This is a genomic window from Saccharopolyspora hordei, from assembly GCF_013410345.1.
Taxonomy (GTDB): Bacteria; Actinomycetota; Actinomycetes; order Mycobacteriales; family Pseudonocardiaceae; genus Saccharopolyspora; species Saccharopolyspora hordei.
The window spans coordinates 3,839,514-3,854,118 of record NZ_JACCFJ010000001.1; the positions used below are offsets into that span (position 1 = coordinate 3,839,514).

Below are 14,605 nucleotides of genomic sequence, written 5' to 3' on the forward strand. Positions count from 1 at the left end.
CACACGAACGATCACCATTGGGTAAACCGAACGGGGACGCGCGATTTCGGAGAGTGATCACGCGCGCCGTCGTCACCGGCGCCCGCGGGCGCTGGACGGCGCACTGCCTGGGAGAACGGCCGAGGACCCGGCGGTCACGCGCGGTCCCGACGCGGCCACCAAACGGAAACAACGGGAACGGTCAGCACCAGCAGCAGTGCCGGGACGAGGAAGCCCAGCGCCGCGTCGTGGCGGTAGAGCCCGGTGAACGCCGCCGGCGAGGCGGCCATGCCCAGGAAGCGCAGCGCGGTCACCACCGAGATGACACCGCCGCTGCCGGAGGTTCCGCCGCCGAGCACCGTCGTGTGCAGCCCCACCAGCACCAGCTGCCCGCAGATCCCGCCGACGGCCCACGCCGCCGTCACCGCCGGCAGCCAGCTGACCAGCCCGATCGAGCCGACCGCGACCGCGGCCAGCAGCAGGCCCGACGCCACGACGGCGCGCGGACCGAACCGGTCCACCGCTCCCCCGGTCAGCCGAGCGGTGACCGCCCCGGCGACGCCGAACCCGGTCAGCACCAGCCCCCGCGCGCTCGGGCTCAGGGCGAACGCGTCGTCGAGCCGGAAGGCGACCAGGAACGGCAGGCCCGCCAGCGCCGCCCAGGACACGAACGCCACCCCGCCCGCCAGTGGCACCGGCGGCCGCCACGCCTCGCGCAGCGGCACCGGGCGCCGCCGCTCGCCGGCGGGCTCGTCAGGGGGCATCGGGCTGAGCGCGAGCACCGTCGCGACCGCGGCGATCCCGACGAACGCCCACTGCCAGGCCCCTTCGGCCGCCAGCCCGCCGACCAGTGGCGCCGAGGTCTGGCCGATCGACTGCATCGCGCCGTAGGTGCCCAGCGCCCGGCCCAGCCGCTCCTTCGGCGTCACCGCGGCGAGCTTGGCCAGCAACAGCGGGGTGGTGAAGGCGTTCGCGACGCCCTGCAGTGCGCGGCTCACCTGGAAGGCCCAGAACCAGGGCGCCACCGCCGCGAGCAGCGCAGCCAGCGCGTAGGCGACGTAGGCGGCCCGGATGGTGCGCGCCATCCCCCAGCGCTCGCCGAGGCTGCCGGAGACGAGCATGACGGAGGCGAACGGCAGCAGGAAGGCGGTGAGCGAGCCGGCCGCGACCTCCTGCGGGACGTCGAAGCTCGCGCCCAGCTCCGGCAGCATCGCGGCCACCACACCACCGCCGAACGGACCGAGCAGACCTCCCAGGTACAGCGCGATCCGCGAGTTCACCGCGCGAACCCCGCAGCAGCGCCCCGGCTCCCGCGCATCACCCGAACCTTTCGCCGTGCGAACTACCTGCCCGGGCAGTGGACCACACCGCACCAGCGAAGTCGAGAGGACTCCGTGCCACGTCACGGTCGACCGGGGACCGCCGAGACCTCCACTGAGGACACGACGAGCGGCCCCGCCTCCGGGGGCGGGTCAGCGTCCGACGTCGACGCGGTGGTCGGCGACGAGGTCCCGCGCGCGGGCGAGCACGTCCTCCGGCAGCGCAGCGGGCTCCAGGCCGTAGCGGGCGTCGTAGGCGGCGACCACCTCCGCTTCCAGCTCGTCCAGCTGCAGGCCCGGGGCCTCGTCCACGACCGATCCGACGGAAGCGCCGTCGAAGGGCAGCTCCAGCAGCCGGTAGACCTCGCTGAGCAGCGGGCGCAGCACCTCGGTGTCGTCGAAGACCACCACCGCGCTGAACAGCCACGCACCGCGCACCAGCCGCTGCGCGGTGCCGACCAGCTTCACCTCGCCCCGCGCGTTCACGCTGTGCTCACCGGGGCAGTACTCGCCGGGCACCGCACCGATCTGCGCCTCGACGCCGTGCTTGCGCAGCACGTCGGACCACAGCTCGGCGTAGCCGGTGAACCGCTGCTCCATCCCGGACAGGTACCCGGGGTCCGGGCCGACGTGGTCGACGACCAGGGACCGCCCGGTGTAGGCCACCGCCCGGCCGCCGGGGGCGCGCACGACCGGCGTGAACCCGGCCTCGCGCACGGCCCGGACGGCGTCCGGGAACCCCGGCAGCAGGGTGTCGCGCCGCCCGAACGCCACGACTCCCCCGCCGGGCCGGTAGACCCGCACGGCGGCACCCGCCTCACCGGTGCTGACCCGGCGCAGCATGGCGTGCGCGACGGCGACCTCCTGCGCCTGGTCGGCACCCGCTCCGAGCGCCCCGCGGTAGAGCTCCACGGGCCGATCCTAATCCGTCCCCGACCAGCCGGATCCCACGTCCAGTGTGCGTGGTTCGCCGGGTCTAGGACCCGCCGTAGGTGCCGAACTCGACCCGCCCGGTCGGCTGGTAGGTCTGCAGCGCGAGACCGCCGGGGGTCACCTCGCTGCTGACCAGCCGCAGCCCGACCGGCTCCCCGCCGTCGGGGAACAGCCGCCTGCCCTGTCCCACCACGACGGGCGCGACCACCAGCCTCAGGGTGTCGACCAGCCCTGCCGCCAGCAGGGACCAGACCAGCCGCGCGCTGCCGTGGACCTGCAGCTCCCGACCGGGCCGCTCCTTCAGCTCGGCGACCCGGGCCACGACGTCGCCGACGAGGATCGTGGTGGGTTCCCACTCCGCGGCGCGCAGGCTGTTCGAGGCGACGTACTTGGGCAGGCGGTTCATCGTCGCGGCGAACGGGTCGTCCGGGTCGGTGTGCTGCGGCCAGTCCCGCGCGAAGGCCTCGTAGGTCCGCCGGCCGAACAGGAACGCGTCGGCCCGCTCGTTCCACGCGACCACGCGCTGGACGAACTGCTCGTCCAGGTACGGCACGAACCAGCCGCCACGGGTGAACCCGCCGCTGGTGTCCTCGTCCGGCGCCCCGGGCCCTTGCGTGACCCCGTCCAGGGACAGGAACTCCATCACCGTCAGTTCCACCGTGCACCCTCTCGGTCGATCCACTCGGACGACTGGGTAGACACGGTCGCGCCGCGAAACTCAACGGTCCGCCGCCCGCCACGCCCGGAAACCCGCGTTGCCACCGGCCAGGTGATCGGCGCAGGTGGTCCCGGTCGGCCACCCGCGCCCGCCGCCCACGGTCGTGGACGCGGCCCTCGCCGACCACCCGCGGGTCTGGGCCGCGGCGGGCACGCCCGCACGGTCCCGCCCACCACGGCGGCCGGACTCCGCCGGATCACCGGCGGAACCGAACTGCCGGTGGACTGACCAGCGGGACGCCCCGCCGACTCGTCGTCCACTTCGGACTTCTGGGAGGCACCGGCCCCGGGATCACCAGTGCGGGCTCACAGCGAGGTGGGGAGGGTCGGGTGGCGTTCGACGGCGATCGTGCCCCGGACGATCGCCTCCTTGTACAGCGCCGCCAGGCGGCCGGTGAGGACCGCTCCCCGCGGGCTGTCGTCGGTGTGCACGAACTGGACCAAGCCGTCCGCGCGGCCCAGGCTGATGCACTGGTTGAGGTAGCGGAACCGCAGCGGCCGGGGCTCGCGCCCGGCCAGGCGGTCGGCGATCGCGCGCACCGCGTGCTGGGCGGAGGGGAACCCCGTCGCGCAGGCCATGCGGAGCTCCAGCCCGGTGCGCGTGCGACCGGCCGCGGCGTCACCGACCGCGGTGACCTCCGGGTGGGAGACCGAGCGGAACTCGTCGTCGACGACCACGCGCCCGTCCTCGTCGACCGCCAGGCCCGCGCGCTGGGCCAGGTCCGGCACCCGGAACCCGGTCGCCCACACCACGGTGTCGGCCGCGACGTGCGCGCCGTCGGCCAGCAGCACCCCGTCCGGGCGCACCTCCCGCACGTCCGCGCCTTCCCGGAGCTCGACGCCCAGGCGGGCGAAGGCGCGCCGCAGGTGCTCCCGCCCCCGCTCGGACAGGCCGGCGCCGAGCTCACCCTTGGTGACCAGCCGGACCTTCAGCGCCGGGTTCGACTCGGCCAGCTCCGCCGCGGCCTCGATGCCGGTCAGCCCACCGCCGACGACCGCGACCACCTCCGCGGTGGCGAGGCGCTGGTGCAGGCGCAGGGCGTCGTCGTGGGTGGCGACGCTGAAGGTGTGCTCGGCGCCGCGGACCGTCCGGTCCGCCGCGCTGCCCACCGCGTGGACCAACCGGTCGTAGTGCACCTCGCGGGACGTGCCCGCCAGCCGCACGGTGCGTGCCCCGGGGTCGATCTCGGTGACCCGGTCGACGACCAGCTCCACCCCGCTGCCCCGGAGCAGGTCCGCCAGCGGCAGGTCGCGCAACCGCTGGCCGGCCGCCAGCTGGTGCAGGCGGACCCGCTCCACGAACCGGTCCCGCGGGTTGATCAGCGTCACCCGGGCCGGCGTCCAGCGCGCGGCCAGCTTGGCCGCGACCAGCCCTGCGTAGCCCGCTCCGACGACCACGATCCGTTGCGTCATCGTCCGTCCTCCCTCTCGTCGCGTTGCTGGTCGTGGAGCGGAACGGACCGCCGAAGTGTGACAGCATGTGTCGCACGTCACGGTTCGAGGGAGGGGAGCGTGGCCGAGGAGCGGCTGGCGAAGTACCGGGGGATGCGGGACTTCACCCGCACCGCCGAGCCGCGCGGCGCCGGGACCTCCTCCGGGACGGGCAACCGCTTCGTGGTGCAGCGGCACCGGGCCCGGCGCCGCCACTACGACCTCCGGCTGGAGCTGGACGGGGTGCTGGTCAGCTGGGCGGTGCCCAAGGGCCCGACGCTGGACCCCACGGTGCGCCGGATGGCCGTGCACGTCGAGGACCACCCGCTGGAGTACGCCGACTTCGAGGGCACGATCCCGGCCGGCGAGTACGGCGGCGGGGACGTCATCGTCTGGGACCGCGGCACCTGGACCCCCGGGGAGGAGGACCCGGCCGCCGCGATCGAGGCCGGCACGCTGCACTTCGACCTGCACGGCGAGAAGCTGGCGGGCCGGTTCGTGCTGGTGCGGCGCGGCGAGACCCAGTGGCTGCTGCTGCACAAGAAGGACGAGCACGCCCAGCCCGGCTGGGACCCCGAGCAGCACCCGCGCTCGGTCAAGAGCGGCCGCACCAACGAGGAGGTCGCCGCCGCACCGGAGGCGATGTGGCGCAGCGACCTCCCGCCCGACCAGGCCGAGGTCCCGCTCGGCCGCTGGAGAGCGCCCAGCGACGACGAGATCGCCGCGCTGGACGCGCTCGGCACGAAGGGCCGCTGGCGGGTGGACGGCCGCGACCTGAGGCTGACCAACCTGGACAAGGTGCTGTTCCCGGGCCGCGACGGCGAACCCCCGGTGACCAAGCGCGACCTGGTCCGCTACCACGCGCTGATCGCGCCGGTCATGCTGCCCTACCTGGAGGGCCGACCGCTGAACTCGCACCGCTTCCCGAACGGCGTCGACGAGCCCGGCTTCTGGCACAAGGCGGTGCCGAGCCACGCGCCGGACTGGTTGCAGCGCTGGCGCTACCCCGACGCCGGCCCGGACGACACCCAGTGGTACCTGATCCCGGACAGCGTCGCCGCCCTGGTCTGGCTCGCCAACTTCGCGGCGCTGGAGCTGCACGCCTGGACCTCGCGCGCCGACGACGTGGAGCACCCGACGTGGGCGCTGTTCGACATCGACCCGGGCGAGCGCACCACCTTCGAGGAGGTGCTGGTGCTGGCCCGGCTGCACCGCACCGCGATGGAGCACCTCGGCGTGGAGGCCCGGCCGAAGGTCACCGGCCAGCGCGGCATCCAGATCTGGGTCCCGGTGGAGCCGCGCTACAGCTACGCCGAGACGCGCGCGTGGGTGGAGAAGGTGTCGCGGGCGGTCGGCGCCACGGTGCCGGACCTGGTCAGCTGGGCGTGGTCGAAGTCCGAGCGCCGGGGCCTCGCGCGCTTGGACTACACCCAGAACGTGATCAACAAGACCCTGGTCGCGCCCTACAGCGCCCGCCCGCACCCGGGCGCCCCGGTGTCGGTCCCGCTGGAGTGGGACGAGCTCGACGACCCGGAGCTGGCGCCGGACCGCTGGACGATCCGCACGGTGCTGGACCGCGTGGCGCAGGTCGGTGATCCGTTCGCCCCGCTGCTCGAGGTCCAGCAGCAGCTCCCACCGGTCTGACCGCCCCGCCGCACGGCGGTGACCGGGTCTCGCCGACGGCGGCGGACCCGGTCCGCGCGCGGGAAAAACGGGAACGTGCTTGGGAAAAACGCGTCGTGGTTCCGCGGTGCGCATTCCTTGACCCCGAGCGAGCGACCCGCATATGGTCCAGACCACGGTCCGCCCGGTGCGCACACCGGAGGGCCAACGGTCGTCGGAGTGCCCCTCTCCCCTTCCTCGGCCAGTTCGACCAGCGCCGCGCCCCGGGAACGCCGGTGTCCGGCGGGCGCGGCACCCTCCCCCGAAGGAGCTGAGATGAACACGAAGCCGAAGTTCGCCGCTGCCGCGGTCGGTGCTGCGATCGCACCGTTCCTGGTGGCCATCCCGACCAGCACGGCCAGCGCGCACGGCTACATCGACTCCCCGCCGAGCCGGCAGGCGCAGTGCGCGGCGGAGACCGTGTCCTGCGGCGCGATCAAGTACGAGCCGCAGAGCGTCGAGGGCCCCAAGGGCCTGACCAGCTGCAGCGGCGGCAACGAGGCGTTCGCCGAGCTCGACGACGACAGCAAGGGCTGGGAGGTGACCCCGGTCGGCAACTCGGTGACGTTCAACTGGACGCTCACCGCGGCCCACGCCACCAGCACCTGGGAGTACTTCATCGGCGGCAACCGGGTCGCCGTGTTCGACCAGGGCGGCGAGCAGCCGCCGAACCAGCTGTCGCACACCGTGGACCTCAGCGGTGTCAGCGGCCCGCAGAAGGTCCTGGCGGTGTGGAACGTCGCCGACACCGCCAACGCCTTCTACGCCTGCGTCGACGTCAACGTGGGCGCGGCGGAGTGACTCACCACTCCCGGTGAACCGGTGGGCCCGCCTCCGGCCTCGGAGGCGGGCCCACCGCTGTCAGCGCCCGCCGAGCACGCCGAAGCGTGCGTCCACTCTGGACGCCGCGAGCGCCACCGCCCCCTGCGGCGCCGGCAGGCCGAACCCGGTGACCAGACCGTCGTCCACACAGGACAGCAGGTCCGCGGCGCGCAGCGCCCACGGCTCGTGCTCGACCGGGATCCGCAACGGGAGTCCGTACCACGTGGACATCAACCGCCAGCGCGCGGTGACGAACCGCTCGGCCTCGCCCGCCGCGATGCGCGGTCCGCACCGCACCCGCAGCTCCACCCCGACGTCGCCGCGGCGGACCCGGTAGCCGAGCTCGTTGCCGTCGCGGGAGGACTCGATGTCGGCGAACCGGTACGGCAGGCCCGCCACGGTGCGCGCGGCCCGCACGAACGCCCGGTTCGACGCCTCCAGGGTCGGGAACACCAGCCCGCGCCGGCCCCGCTCGTCGACGGCGTAGATCCGCACGTTGACCTCGGCGAACTCGCGCAGCCCACCCGGGGTCGGCACGCCCAGCACGGTCGGGACCGCCATCCGCAAGCCGACCAGGCCGATCCAGCCGGAACCGGCGAACACGTCGGGCCGGGTCCCGCGCGGCAGCAGCGGCCGCAGCACGGCGGGGTCGCACGGCCAGTGGACGAACACGACGTCGCGCCAGACCTGCTCGGTCAGCGGCCAGCGGACCCGGTGCGGCGCGGTGAGCGTCAGCGGCTCGGTCACCGGGACCCACCTCCTCCGGCGCGGCGTGCACGGCACCACACCCGAGGTTGGCACACCCGGCTGCGCGCAGCACGCGCTTCCCCACTGCCGGACGCCGCTGGGGCGGGGGACGTGCGCGCCCCCACGGGGATCGGACGTCTGGTCCCCGTGGGGGCGCACTCCTCCACGCCCCGAGCCGGGGTCATCCACCTCGGACAGTTCCGGTGAACGTGGCGAAGGCGATGATGTTGTCCCGGTAGCTGCGCGCCTCGCGGTCGAACGGCCCGCCGCAGGTGATCAGCCGCAGCTGCGGGTCAGGGGTGTCGCCGTAGACCTCGTCGCTGGGGAAGCCGGACTTGGGTTCCTGCGCCATGCGGTGCACCACGAACCGGGCCACCTGCCCGTCCGCGCGCCCGATCCGGACCTCGTCACCGGGCCGGAGCTCGTGCAGCCGCGCGAAGACCCCGTCCTGGCCGTCGCCGTTGACGTGCCCCAGCACCACGGCGGGCCCCAGCTCGCCCGGGGTGGGGCTGTAGCGGTACCAGCCGGCCTGCATCGGCTCGTGCACCGACGGGACGGCGACCGTCCCGTCCGGGTTGAGCCCGAGCGGGACCAGCGACGACCGCGCGGCGATCCGCGGGATCTCGATCCAGGTCGGCGGCGACGGCGCCAGCGCGGCCGCGGCCTGCACCGGCTGGGACGCGGGAGCCGGGGCGTCGAGGTGCAGGGGCCGGTCCGCCGGCGCCGAACAGGCCGACAACGCCAGCGAGAGCGCTGCGGCCACGAGGACCGGGGCGGTCGCGACCGCGCGACCGCCCCGGCTCCCCCGCGCGCGGGCAGGCACGGGCACCTCGACTGCCTCAGCGCGCACCCGCACGTCGGCGCCACGCCACCGCGGCGCCGCCCCCGACCAGGACGACCGCTGCCGCACCGCCGAGCACCGCCGGGCCGAACCCGGTCTCCTCCGGGCCACCCCCGGTCTCCGGCGCGCCGACCGGTCGCTGCGACACCTGACCGCGGCCGTCCGTCCGCGGTTCCGCCGGCCGCACGTCCGGTAGCGCGGGCCTGCTCTCCACCGGCCGCGCCTCCGGCGGCGCGGGAACGGTCTCCGCGGGCTGCGCCACCGGCTCCTGGGCAGGACGCTCCGGAGCCGGCGCGACGTCGGGCGCGTCCGCCCAGCTCACCGCCGCCGTCAGCGGCAGCGCCGCGGCCCCGGCCAGTGCGGCAGCCGCGAGGGTCCGACCAACATCCATGAGATCGCTTCCTCTCCGTTCGATCGGTCCGGGAGCTCCGGACGCCGACCAGCATGGAGAGCGGTTCTCAAGATCCCGTTCGCTCGATGTGAAGGACCTGTTCGATTCCCGGCCCGCCGCAGCAGTTGTGAAGATCCTGTACAGGTGCGACGCGAAAACCGCTCGGACGGCGCCGGCGGAGGCCATGATGTGCGCGTGAGCGCACACGTGCTGGTCGCCGAGGACGACCCCAAGCAGGCCGAACTGATCCGGCGCTACCTGGAGCGCGACGGCCACCGGGTGGCGCTGGTCGCCGACGGACGGGCCGCGATCGACGAGACCCGCCGACGCCGGCCCGACCTCATCGTGCTCGACGTGATGATGCCCAAGGTGGACGGACTGGACGTCTGCCGCGTGCTGCGCGCCGAGTCCGACGTGCCGATCGTGCTGCTCACCGCGCGGAGCACCGAGGACGACGTGCTGCTGGGCCTCGACCTCGGCGCGGACGACTACATCACCAAGCCCTACAGCCCGCGCCAGCTGGCCGCCCGGGTGCGGGCGATCCTGCGCCGGGTGCAGCGGGTCCGGGACCGCGGGCAGCAGCCGCTGCGGGTGGGCGACCTGGTGGTGGACGAGCAGCGCCACGAGGTGACGCTGGCCGACGCCCCGGTCGACTGCACGCCCGCGGAGTTCCGGGTGCTGGCGGCGCTGGCCGCCGAACCCGGCCGGGCGTTCACCCGCGGGCAGCTGCTCAGCCAGGCGTTCGGGGTGGACAAGTTCATCACCGAGCGCACCATCGACGTGCACGTGATGAACCTGCGCCGCAAGCTCGAACCCGATCCCCGCCGGCCGGTCCGGCTGCTCACCGTCTACGGCGTCGGCTACAAGCTGCAGGACTGCCCCGATGGCGCGTCGGCATAGCCTGCTGGCCCGGCTGCTGGCCATGTCCGTGGTGGTCGCCGGGTGCTCGATCGGGGCGACCGCCTGGCTGGCCGCGCAGAGCACCAGCGGGGCCATCAACCAGGAGATCGGCGAGAGCCTGGCCACCGACGCCACGATCTACGACGAGCTGCTCGGCTACGCCGCCCGGCACCCGCAGTGGTCCGGGGTCCAGCAGGTGGTGGCCGAGCTGTCCGAGCGCACCGGTCGCCGCATCGCGCTGACCACCCCGGCGCGGGAGGTGATCGCCGATTCCGGCGGGCCGCAGGACCCGCCGCTGCCGCGGACGCCGTCGGCGGTGGTCGACCCGCTCGCCGTCGACCCGGTGCTCAAGCCCGGGGTCGACGGCTCGGGCATCGACCCGCGGGCCGTGGGCCCCTACCAGCTGACCCCCGCCGAGCGCGCGGAGCTGACCGCCGCCGCGCAGCGCCAGGTCAGCTGCCTGCGCCGGGCCGGCGCGGACGGCCGGATCGTCGAGCTGCCCAACGGGCGCGCGACGGTCGAGGTCGTCTCCGGCGCACCGACGCAGGAGCAGACACCCTCGGAGCCGACGCCCCAGCAGCCACCGGCACCGGACCTGCTGCCGCCGGGCCGCCTGCCGTGGGCGGTGCCCGTCGAGACACCGGAGTCGTCGGCCCCCGCTCGCCCGCCGGCGGAGTCCTGCACGGCATCCCAGGTCATCACCGAGACCGAGCGCAAGGCCAACACCGAACTGCTGGCCCTGGTGAACGCCTGCCTGAGCAGGCAGGGCGCCGACCCACTGCCCGCTGAGGCCGCCGAGACCACGTGGCCCAACGGGCTGCGTGCCACGCCGGAGGACCAGCGCTGCGTGGACGCGGCGCGCCGGGAGCAGCTCGGCGCCCACGTCTCCCCCGCCGCGCAGCTGTTCATCACCAGGCCCGGCGACGACCGCGCCGCACCCGACCTGTCCACCGTGGGCGCCGCGCGCATCGCGTGGACCGCGCTGGTGGTCCTGGTGCTCACGGTGGGGGTGACCGCCCTGGCCGCCAGCCGACTGGTCCGGCCGATCCACGCGATCACCGCGGCGGCCCGGCGGATGGGCGGCGGCGACCGCTCCGCGCGGGTGCGCACCAGCGCGCGCGGCGAGATCGGCGAACTCGCCGCGGCGTTCAACGCCATGTCCGAGCAGGTCGAGCGCACCGAGCGGCAGCGCAAGACGATGGTCAGCGACGTCGCGCACGAACTGCGCACCCCGCTGGTGAACGTGCGCGGCTGGCTGGAGGCGGCGCAGGACGGGGTGGCCACCCTGGACCAGCCGCTGGTGGCCTCGCTGCTGGAGGAGACGCTGCTGCTGCAGCGGCTCGTCGACGACCTGCAGGACCTCGCCCTCGCCGACGCCGGCATGCTGCGCGTCCACCCCGAGCCGGTGCACCTCGGCGCGGTCCTGGAGCAGGTCGCCGCCGCGCACCGCGGCCGCGCCGAGGCCGGTGGCGTCGAGCTGGTCGCCGTCGTCGAGGGCGACCCGGACCTGTCCGCCGACCCGACCCGGCTGCGGCAGGCGCTGGGCAACCTGGTGTCCAACGCGCTGCGCCACACGCCCGCGGGCGGGCGCGTCTCGCTTCGGGGACGGCGGGCGGCCGACGAGGTGCTCATCGACGTCAGCGACACCGGGACCGGCATCGACCCCGACGCGCTGCCGCACGTGTTCGACCGGTTCTGGCGCGCGGAGAAGTCGCGCGGCCGGCACGGCGGCGGCAGCGGGCTCGGCTTGGCGATCACCCACCACCTGGTGGCCGCGCACGGCGGCAGCATCGACGTGCGCAGCACCGTCGGGGTGGGCACCACGTTCACCTTGCGCCTGCCCGCCGCGGGGCCCGCCGATCAGGACCGGGACGGCTAGCCGCGGCCCGGAGACGGCGGGCGGCGCCCCGGCGGGGCCGGGGACGCCTCGACGCTCAGCAGCCCGGGGCGCAGGGCTCGCCGTTGGTGGTGGAGCCGGCCGCCGGGAGCTCCGAGAGCTTGCGCGGCGGCGCGCCGTCGGTGTGCTCGGCGATGAGCTCGACGATCATCTTCGCGAACCGCGGGTCCGGGCCCGCCGTGCCCGCCCGGGCGAAGCCCATGCCCAGCTCGTCCGCCTTCTCCTTGGCCTCGTTGTCCAGGTCCCAGATGACCTCGAGGTGGTCGGAGACGAACCCGACCGGGCTGACCACCACCGACCGCACCCCCTTGGCGTGCAGGTCGTCCAGGTGGTCGCAGATGTCCGGCTCCAGCCACGGCACCTGCGGCGGGCCGGACCGCGACTGCCACACCACGTCGTAGCCGTCCACCCCGACCGCCTCGGCCACCAGCCGCGCCGCCTCGGCGACCTGGCGGGAGTACCACTGCGGCCGGCCGTCCGGGCCCTCCTGCTCGTCGGCCCGCAGCGGGACGGAGTGCGCGGTGAACACCAGCCGCGCCTGCTCGCGCTGCGCCGGGTCCAGCTCCTCGAACGCGCGGCGCACCGCGTCCGCGTTGGCCTCGACGAACAGCGGGTGGTCGAAGAACTGCCGCAGCTTCACCAGCTCCGGCGCCCGCTCACCGACCGACTCGCGCGCCCGCGCGATGTCCTCGTGGTACTGCTTGCACCCCGAGTAGCCGCCCCAGGCCGACGTGGCGAACACCAGCGCGCGCCGCACCCCGTCGTCGGCCATCCTCGCGACGGTGTCCTCGACCATCGGGTGCCAGTTGCGGTTGCCGAAGTAGACCGGCAGCTCCCGGCCCTGCGCCGCGAGCTCGGCCTCGAGCGCGGCGATGATCTCCTTGTTCAGCCGGTTGATCGGCGACACCCCGCCGAAGTGGTGGTAGTGCTCGGCGACCTCGTCGAGGCGTTCCGGCGGGACCCCCCTGCCTCTGGTCACGTTCTCCAGGAACGGCCGGACCTCATCGGGTCCCTCCGGACCGCCGAACGACAGGAACAGCAACGCGTCAAAGCTCACCCGACCATGATGGCCGCGCCGAGCCGAGCGCGCGCAGCCGGGGCCGCCGGCTGCGCGCGAGGACACACCTCAGACGCCCAGGGCGTGCACGCCGCCGTCGACCATGATCATCGAGCCGGTGGTCTTGGGCAGCCAGTCCGACAGCACCGCGCAGATCGACTTGGCGACCGGCGTCGGGTCGTCGACGTCCCACGGCAGCGGCGAGCGGTCGCTCCACCCGGCCTCGACGAGGTCGGTGAAGCCCGGGATGGACTTGGCCGCCATGGTCCGCACCGGACCGGCCGCGACCAGGTTGACCCGGATGCCCTTCGGACCCAGCTCCCGCGCCAGGTACCGGGTGGTGGACTCCAGGGCCGCCTTCGCCACGCCCATCCAGTCGTAGGACGGCCACGCGACGCGGGCGTCGAAGTCCATCCCGACGATCGAGCTGCCCTCGCCCAGCAGCGGCAGGGTGGCGGTGGCCAGCGACTTCATCGAGTACGCCGAGACCTCCAGCGCGGTGGCCACGTCCGACCACGGCGCGTCCAGGAAGCCGCCGCCCAGGCACGAGGCCGGGGCGAACCCGATGGAGTGCAGCACGCCGTCGAGGCCGTCGACGTGCTCCCGGACCCGGTCGGCCAGGCTGTTGAGGTGCTCCTCGTCGGTCACGTCCAGCTCGATCACGGGCGCGGGCTCGGGCAACCGGCCCGCGATGCGCTGCACCAGGCTCAGCCGGCCGTACCCGGTCAGCACCACCTCGGCACCCTGCTCCTGAGCGACCTTGGCCGCGTGGAACGCGATCGACGCGTCGGTGATCACCCCGGTGATCAGGATCCGCTTGCCTTCGAGCAAACCGCTCACGACTTCCTCCGCTGTGCTCCTCCCCGGGTGCGCGGGCGCCCGAGGCATCCATCGAAAACTGGTCTGGTCCCCGTGCCGCGACAGGCGCTCCGGCGACCGTCGCGCACCGGCGGGCGGTTCGGGCAGGCTGGTTCCGACGTCCGGCTACCCGCACCGGCGCGCGACGAGGACCCTGCGCGCGTCGAACGCGGGTCAGTGGCCCATCCCGAGACCGCCGTCGACCGGGATCACCGCACCGGTGATGTAGGCGGCCGCGTCCGAGGCCAGCCACTGCACGGTGCCCGCGACCTCCTCCGGCGAGGCGAACCGGGCCAGCGGGATCTGGCCGAAGATCTCCTTCTTGCGCTCCTCGGACAGCGCCTCGGTCATGTCCGTGGTGACGAAGCCGGGAGCGACCACGTTCGCCGTGATGCTGCGCGAGCCCAGCTCGCGGGCGATCGAGCGGGCCAGGCCGACCAGGCCCGCCTTGCTCGCCGCGTAGTTGGCCTGCCCGGCGCCGCCGGAGAGCCCGACCACCGACGAGATGAAGATCATCCGGCCCTTGCGGTTGCGCAGCATGCTGCTGGCCGCGCGCTTGGCCACCCGGTAGGACCCGGCCAGGTTGGCGTCGATGACCCGGCCGAACTGCTCCTCGCTCATCCGCAGCAGCAGGGTGTCGTCGGTGATGCCCGCGTTGGCCACCAGCACCTCGACCCGGCCGTGCGCCTCCTCGACCTCGTCGAAGGCCGCCGCCACCTGGTCCGGGTCGGTGACGTCGCACTGGACCCCGAACAGCCCCTCCGGCGCACCCGATCCGCGGTGCGTGACCGCAACCTTGTCCCCGGCGGCCTGGAACGCCTTCGCGATGGCCAGGCCGATGCCGCGGTTCCCGCCGGTCACCAGTACGGACCGTGCCACTGTGGATCCTCCCTCGACGAGCAAGATTCGGTTCAGCCGCGACATTATCCGTTCGGTGATCGCCGCCGCTCGTCGCCTCCATACAGAAAACGAGGCACTGTGTCGTGGTACGCCTACACCCGCGATGACGGGCAGACTGCGCTGTGCGGCCGATCACCACCGACCCGGGAGG

Annotated in this window: 14 protein-coding genes; 4 read left to right on the forward strand and 10 right to left on the reverse strand. The window is 74.3% G+C overall.

The window, feature by feature from the left end:
• Window positions 1-134: 134 nt before the first annotated feature.
• From HNR68_RS17610 to HNR68_RS17625, 4 genes are all read right to left on the reverse strand, one after another.
• Window positions 135-1,259, reverse strand: a complete 1,125-nt coding sequence (locus tag HNR68_RS17610; RefSeq protein ID WP_179722535.1) for an MFS transporter — start codon at window positions 1,257-1,259, stop codon at window positions 135-137.
• A gap of 192 nt (window positions 1,260-1,451) precedes the next feature.
• A complete protein-coding gene (locus HNR68_RS17615; RefSeq protein WP_179722537.1) occupies window positions 1,452-2,210 on the reverse strand; it encodes a lipoate--protein ligase family protein in 759 nt (252 codons plus the stop codon).
• Between the two features lie 64 nt (window positions 2,211-2,274).
• Entirely contained in the window at window positions 2,275-2,889 is a 615-nt protein-coding gene (locus HNR68_RS17620; protein ID WP_179722539.1) for a dihydrofolate reductase family protein, read from the reverse strand.
• Between the two features lie 365 nt (window positions 2,890-3,254).
• Window positions 3,255-4,361, reverse strand: a complete 1,107-nt coding sequence (locus HNR68_RS17625; protein ID WP_179722541.1) for an NAD(P)/FAD-dependent oxidoreductase — start codon at window positions 4,359-4,361, stop codon at window positions 3,255-3,257.
• Window positions 4,362-4,460: 99 nt separating this feature from the next.
• Here HNR68_RS17625 and HNR68_RS17630 point away from each other — a divergent pair, with 99 nt between their 5' ends.
• The gene (locus HNR68_RS17630) at window positions 4,461-6,023 is read left to right on the forward strand and encodes a non-homologous end-joining DNA ligase LigD (RefSeq protein WP_179722543.1); all 1,563 of its coding nucleotides are present in this window, start codon (window positions 4,461-4,463) and stop codon (window positions 6,021-6,023) included.
• A 294-nt stretch (window positions 6,024-6,317) separates the two neighbouring features.
• The gene (locus HNR68_RS17635; protein WP_179722545.1) at window positions 6,318-6,842 is read left to right on the forward strand and encodes a lytic polysaccharide monooxygenase auxiliary activity family 9 protein; all 525 of its coding nucleotides are present in this window, start codon (window positions 6,318-6,320) and stop codon (window positions 6,840-6,842) included.
• Window positions 6,843-6,902: 60 nt separating this feature from the next.
• Here HNR68_RS17635 and HNR68_RS17640 read toward each other — a convergent pair whose 3' ends face one another.
• The 3 genes from HNR68_RS17640 to HNR68_RS17650 all read right to left on the reverse strand — a co-directional run bounded on the left by HNR68_RS17640 (window position 6,903) and on the right by HNR68_RS17650 (window position 8,842).
• On the reverse strand, window positions 6,903-7,610 hold the full coding sequence (locus HNR68_RS17640) for a DUF2071 domain-containing protein (protein WP_179722547.1): 708 nt from the start codon (window positions 7,608-7,610) through the stop codon (window positions 6,903-6,905).
• Between the two features lie 181 nt (window positions 7,611-7,791).
• A complete protein-coding gene (locus HNR68_RS17645) occupies window positions 7,792-8,433 on the reverse strand; it encodes a class F sortase (RefSeq protein ID WP_343050211.1) in 642 nt (213 codons plus the stop codon).
• 16 nt (window positions 8,434-8,449) lie between these two features.
• On the reverse strand, window positions 8,450-8,842 hold the full coding sequence (locus HNR68_RS17650; protein WP_179722549.1) for a Tat pathway signal sequence domain protein: 393 nt from the start codon (window positions 8,840-8,842) through the stop codon (window positions 8,450-8,452).
• A 195-nt stretch (window positions 8,843-9,037) separates the two neighbouring features.
• On the opposite strand from HNR68_RS17650, the gene HNR68_RS17655 reads away from it, so the two are divergent.
• Together HNR68_RS17655 and HNR68_RS17660 are read left to right on the forward strand one after the other, a co-directional pair.
• Window positions 9,038-9,742 (forward strand): response regulator, encoded by a 705-nt coding sequence (locus tag HNR68_RS17655; protein WP_179722551.1) that lies wholly within the window; start codon window positions 9,038-9,040, stop codon window positions 9,740-9,742.
• On the forward strand, window positions 9,726-11,621 hold the full coding sequence (locus HNR68_RS17660; protein ID WP_218888342.1) for a sensor histidine kinase: 1,896 nt from the start codon (window positions 9,726-9,728) through the stop codon (window positions 11,619-11,621). Before HNR68_RS17655 ends, HNR68_RS17660 begins: the two co-directional genes overlap by 17 nt.
• A gap of 55 nt (window positions 11,622-11,676) precedes the next feature.
• On the opposite strand, the gene HNR68_RS17665 is transcribed toward HNR68_RS17660, so the two are convergent.
• The 3 genes from HNR68_RS17665 to fabG form a co-directional block, all read right to left on the reverse strand.
• A complete protein-coding gene (locus HNR68_RS17665; protein WP_179722553.1) occupies window positions 11,677-12,696 on the reverse strand; it encodes a ferrochelatase in 1,020 nt (339 codons plus the stop codon).
• A gap of 69 nt (window positions 12,697-12,765) precedes the next feature.
• Window positions 12,766-13,536, reverse strand: coding sequence for an enoyl-ACP reductase FabI (gene fabI, locus HNR68_RS17670; protein WP_179722555.1), 771 nt, complete (start codon window positions 13,534-13,536; stop codon window positions 12,766-12,768).
• A 192-nt stretch (window positions 13,537-13,728) separates the two neighbouring features.
• Window positions 13,729-14,433, reverse strand: a complete 705-nt coding sequence (fabG, locus tag HNR68_RS17675; RefSeq protein ID WP_343050212.1) for a 3-oxoacyl-ACP reductase FabG — start codon at window positions 14,431-14,433, stop codon at window positions 13,729-13,731.
• Window positions 14,434-14,605 lie beyond the last annotated feature (172 nt).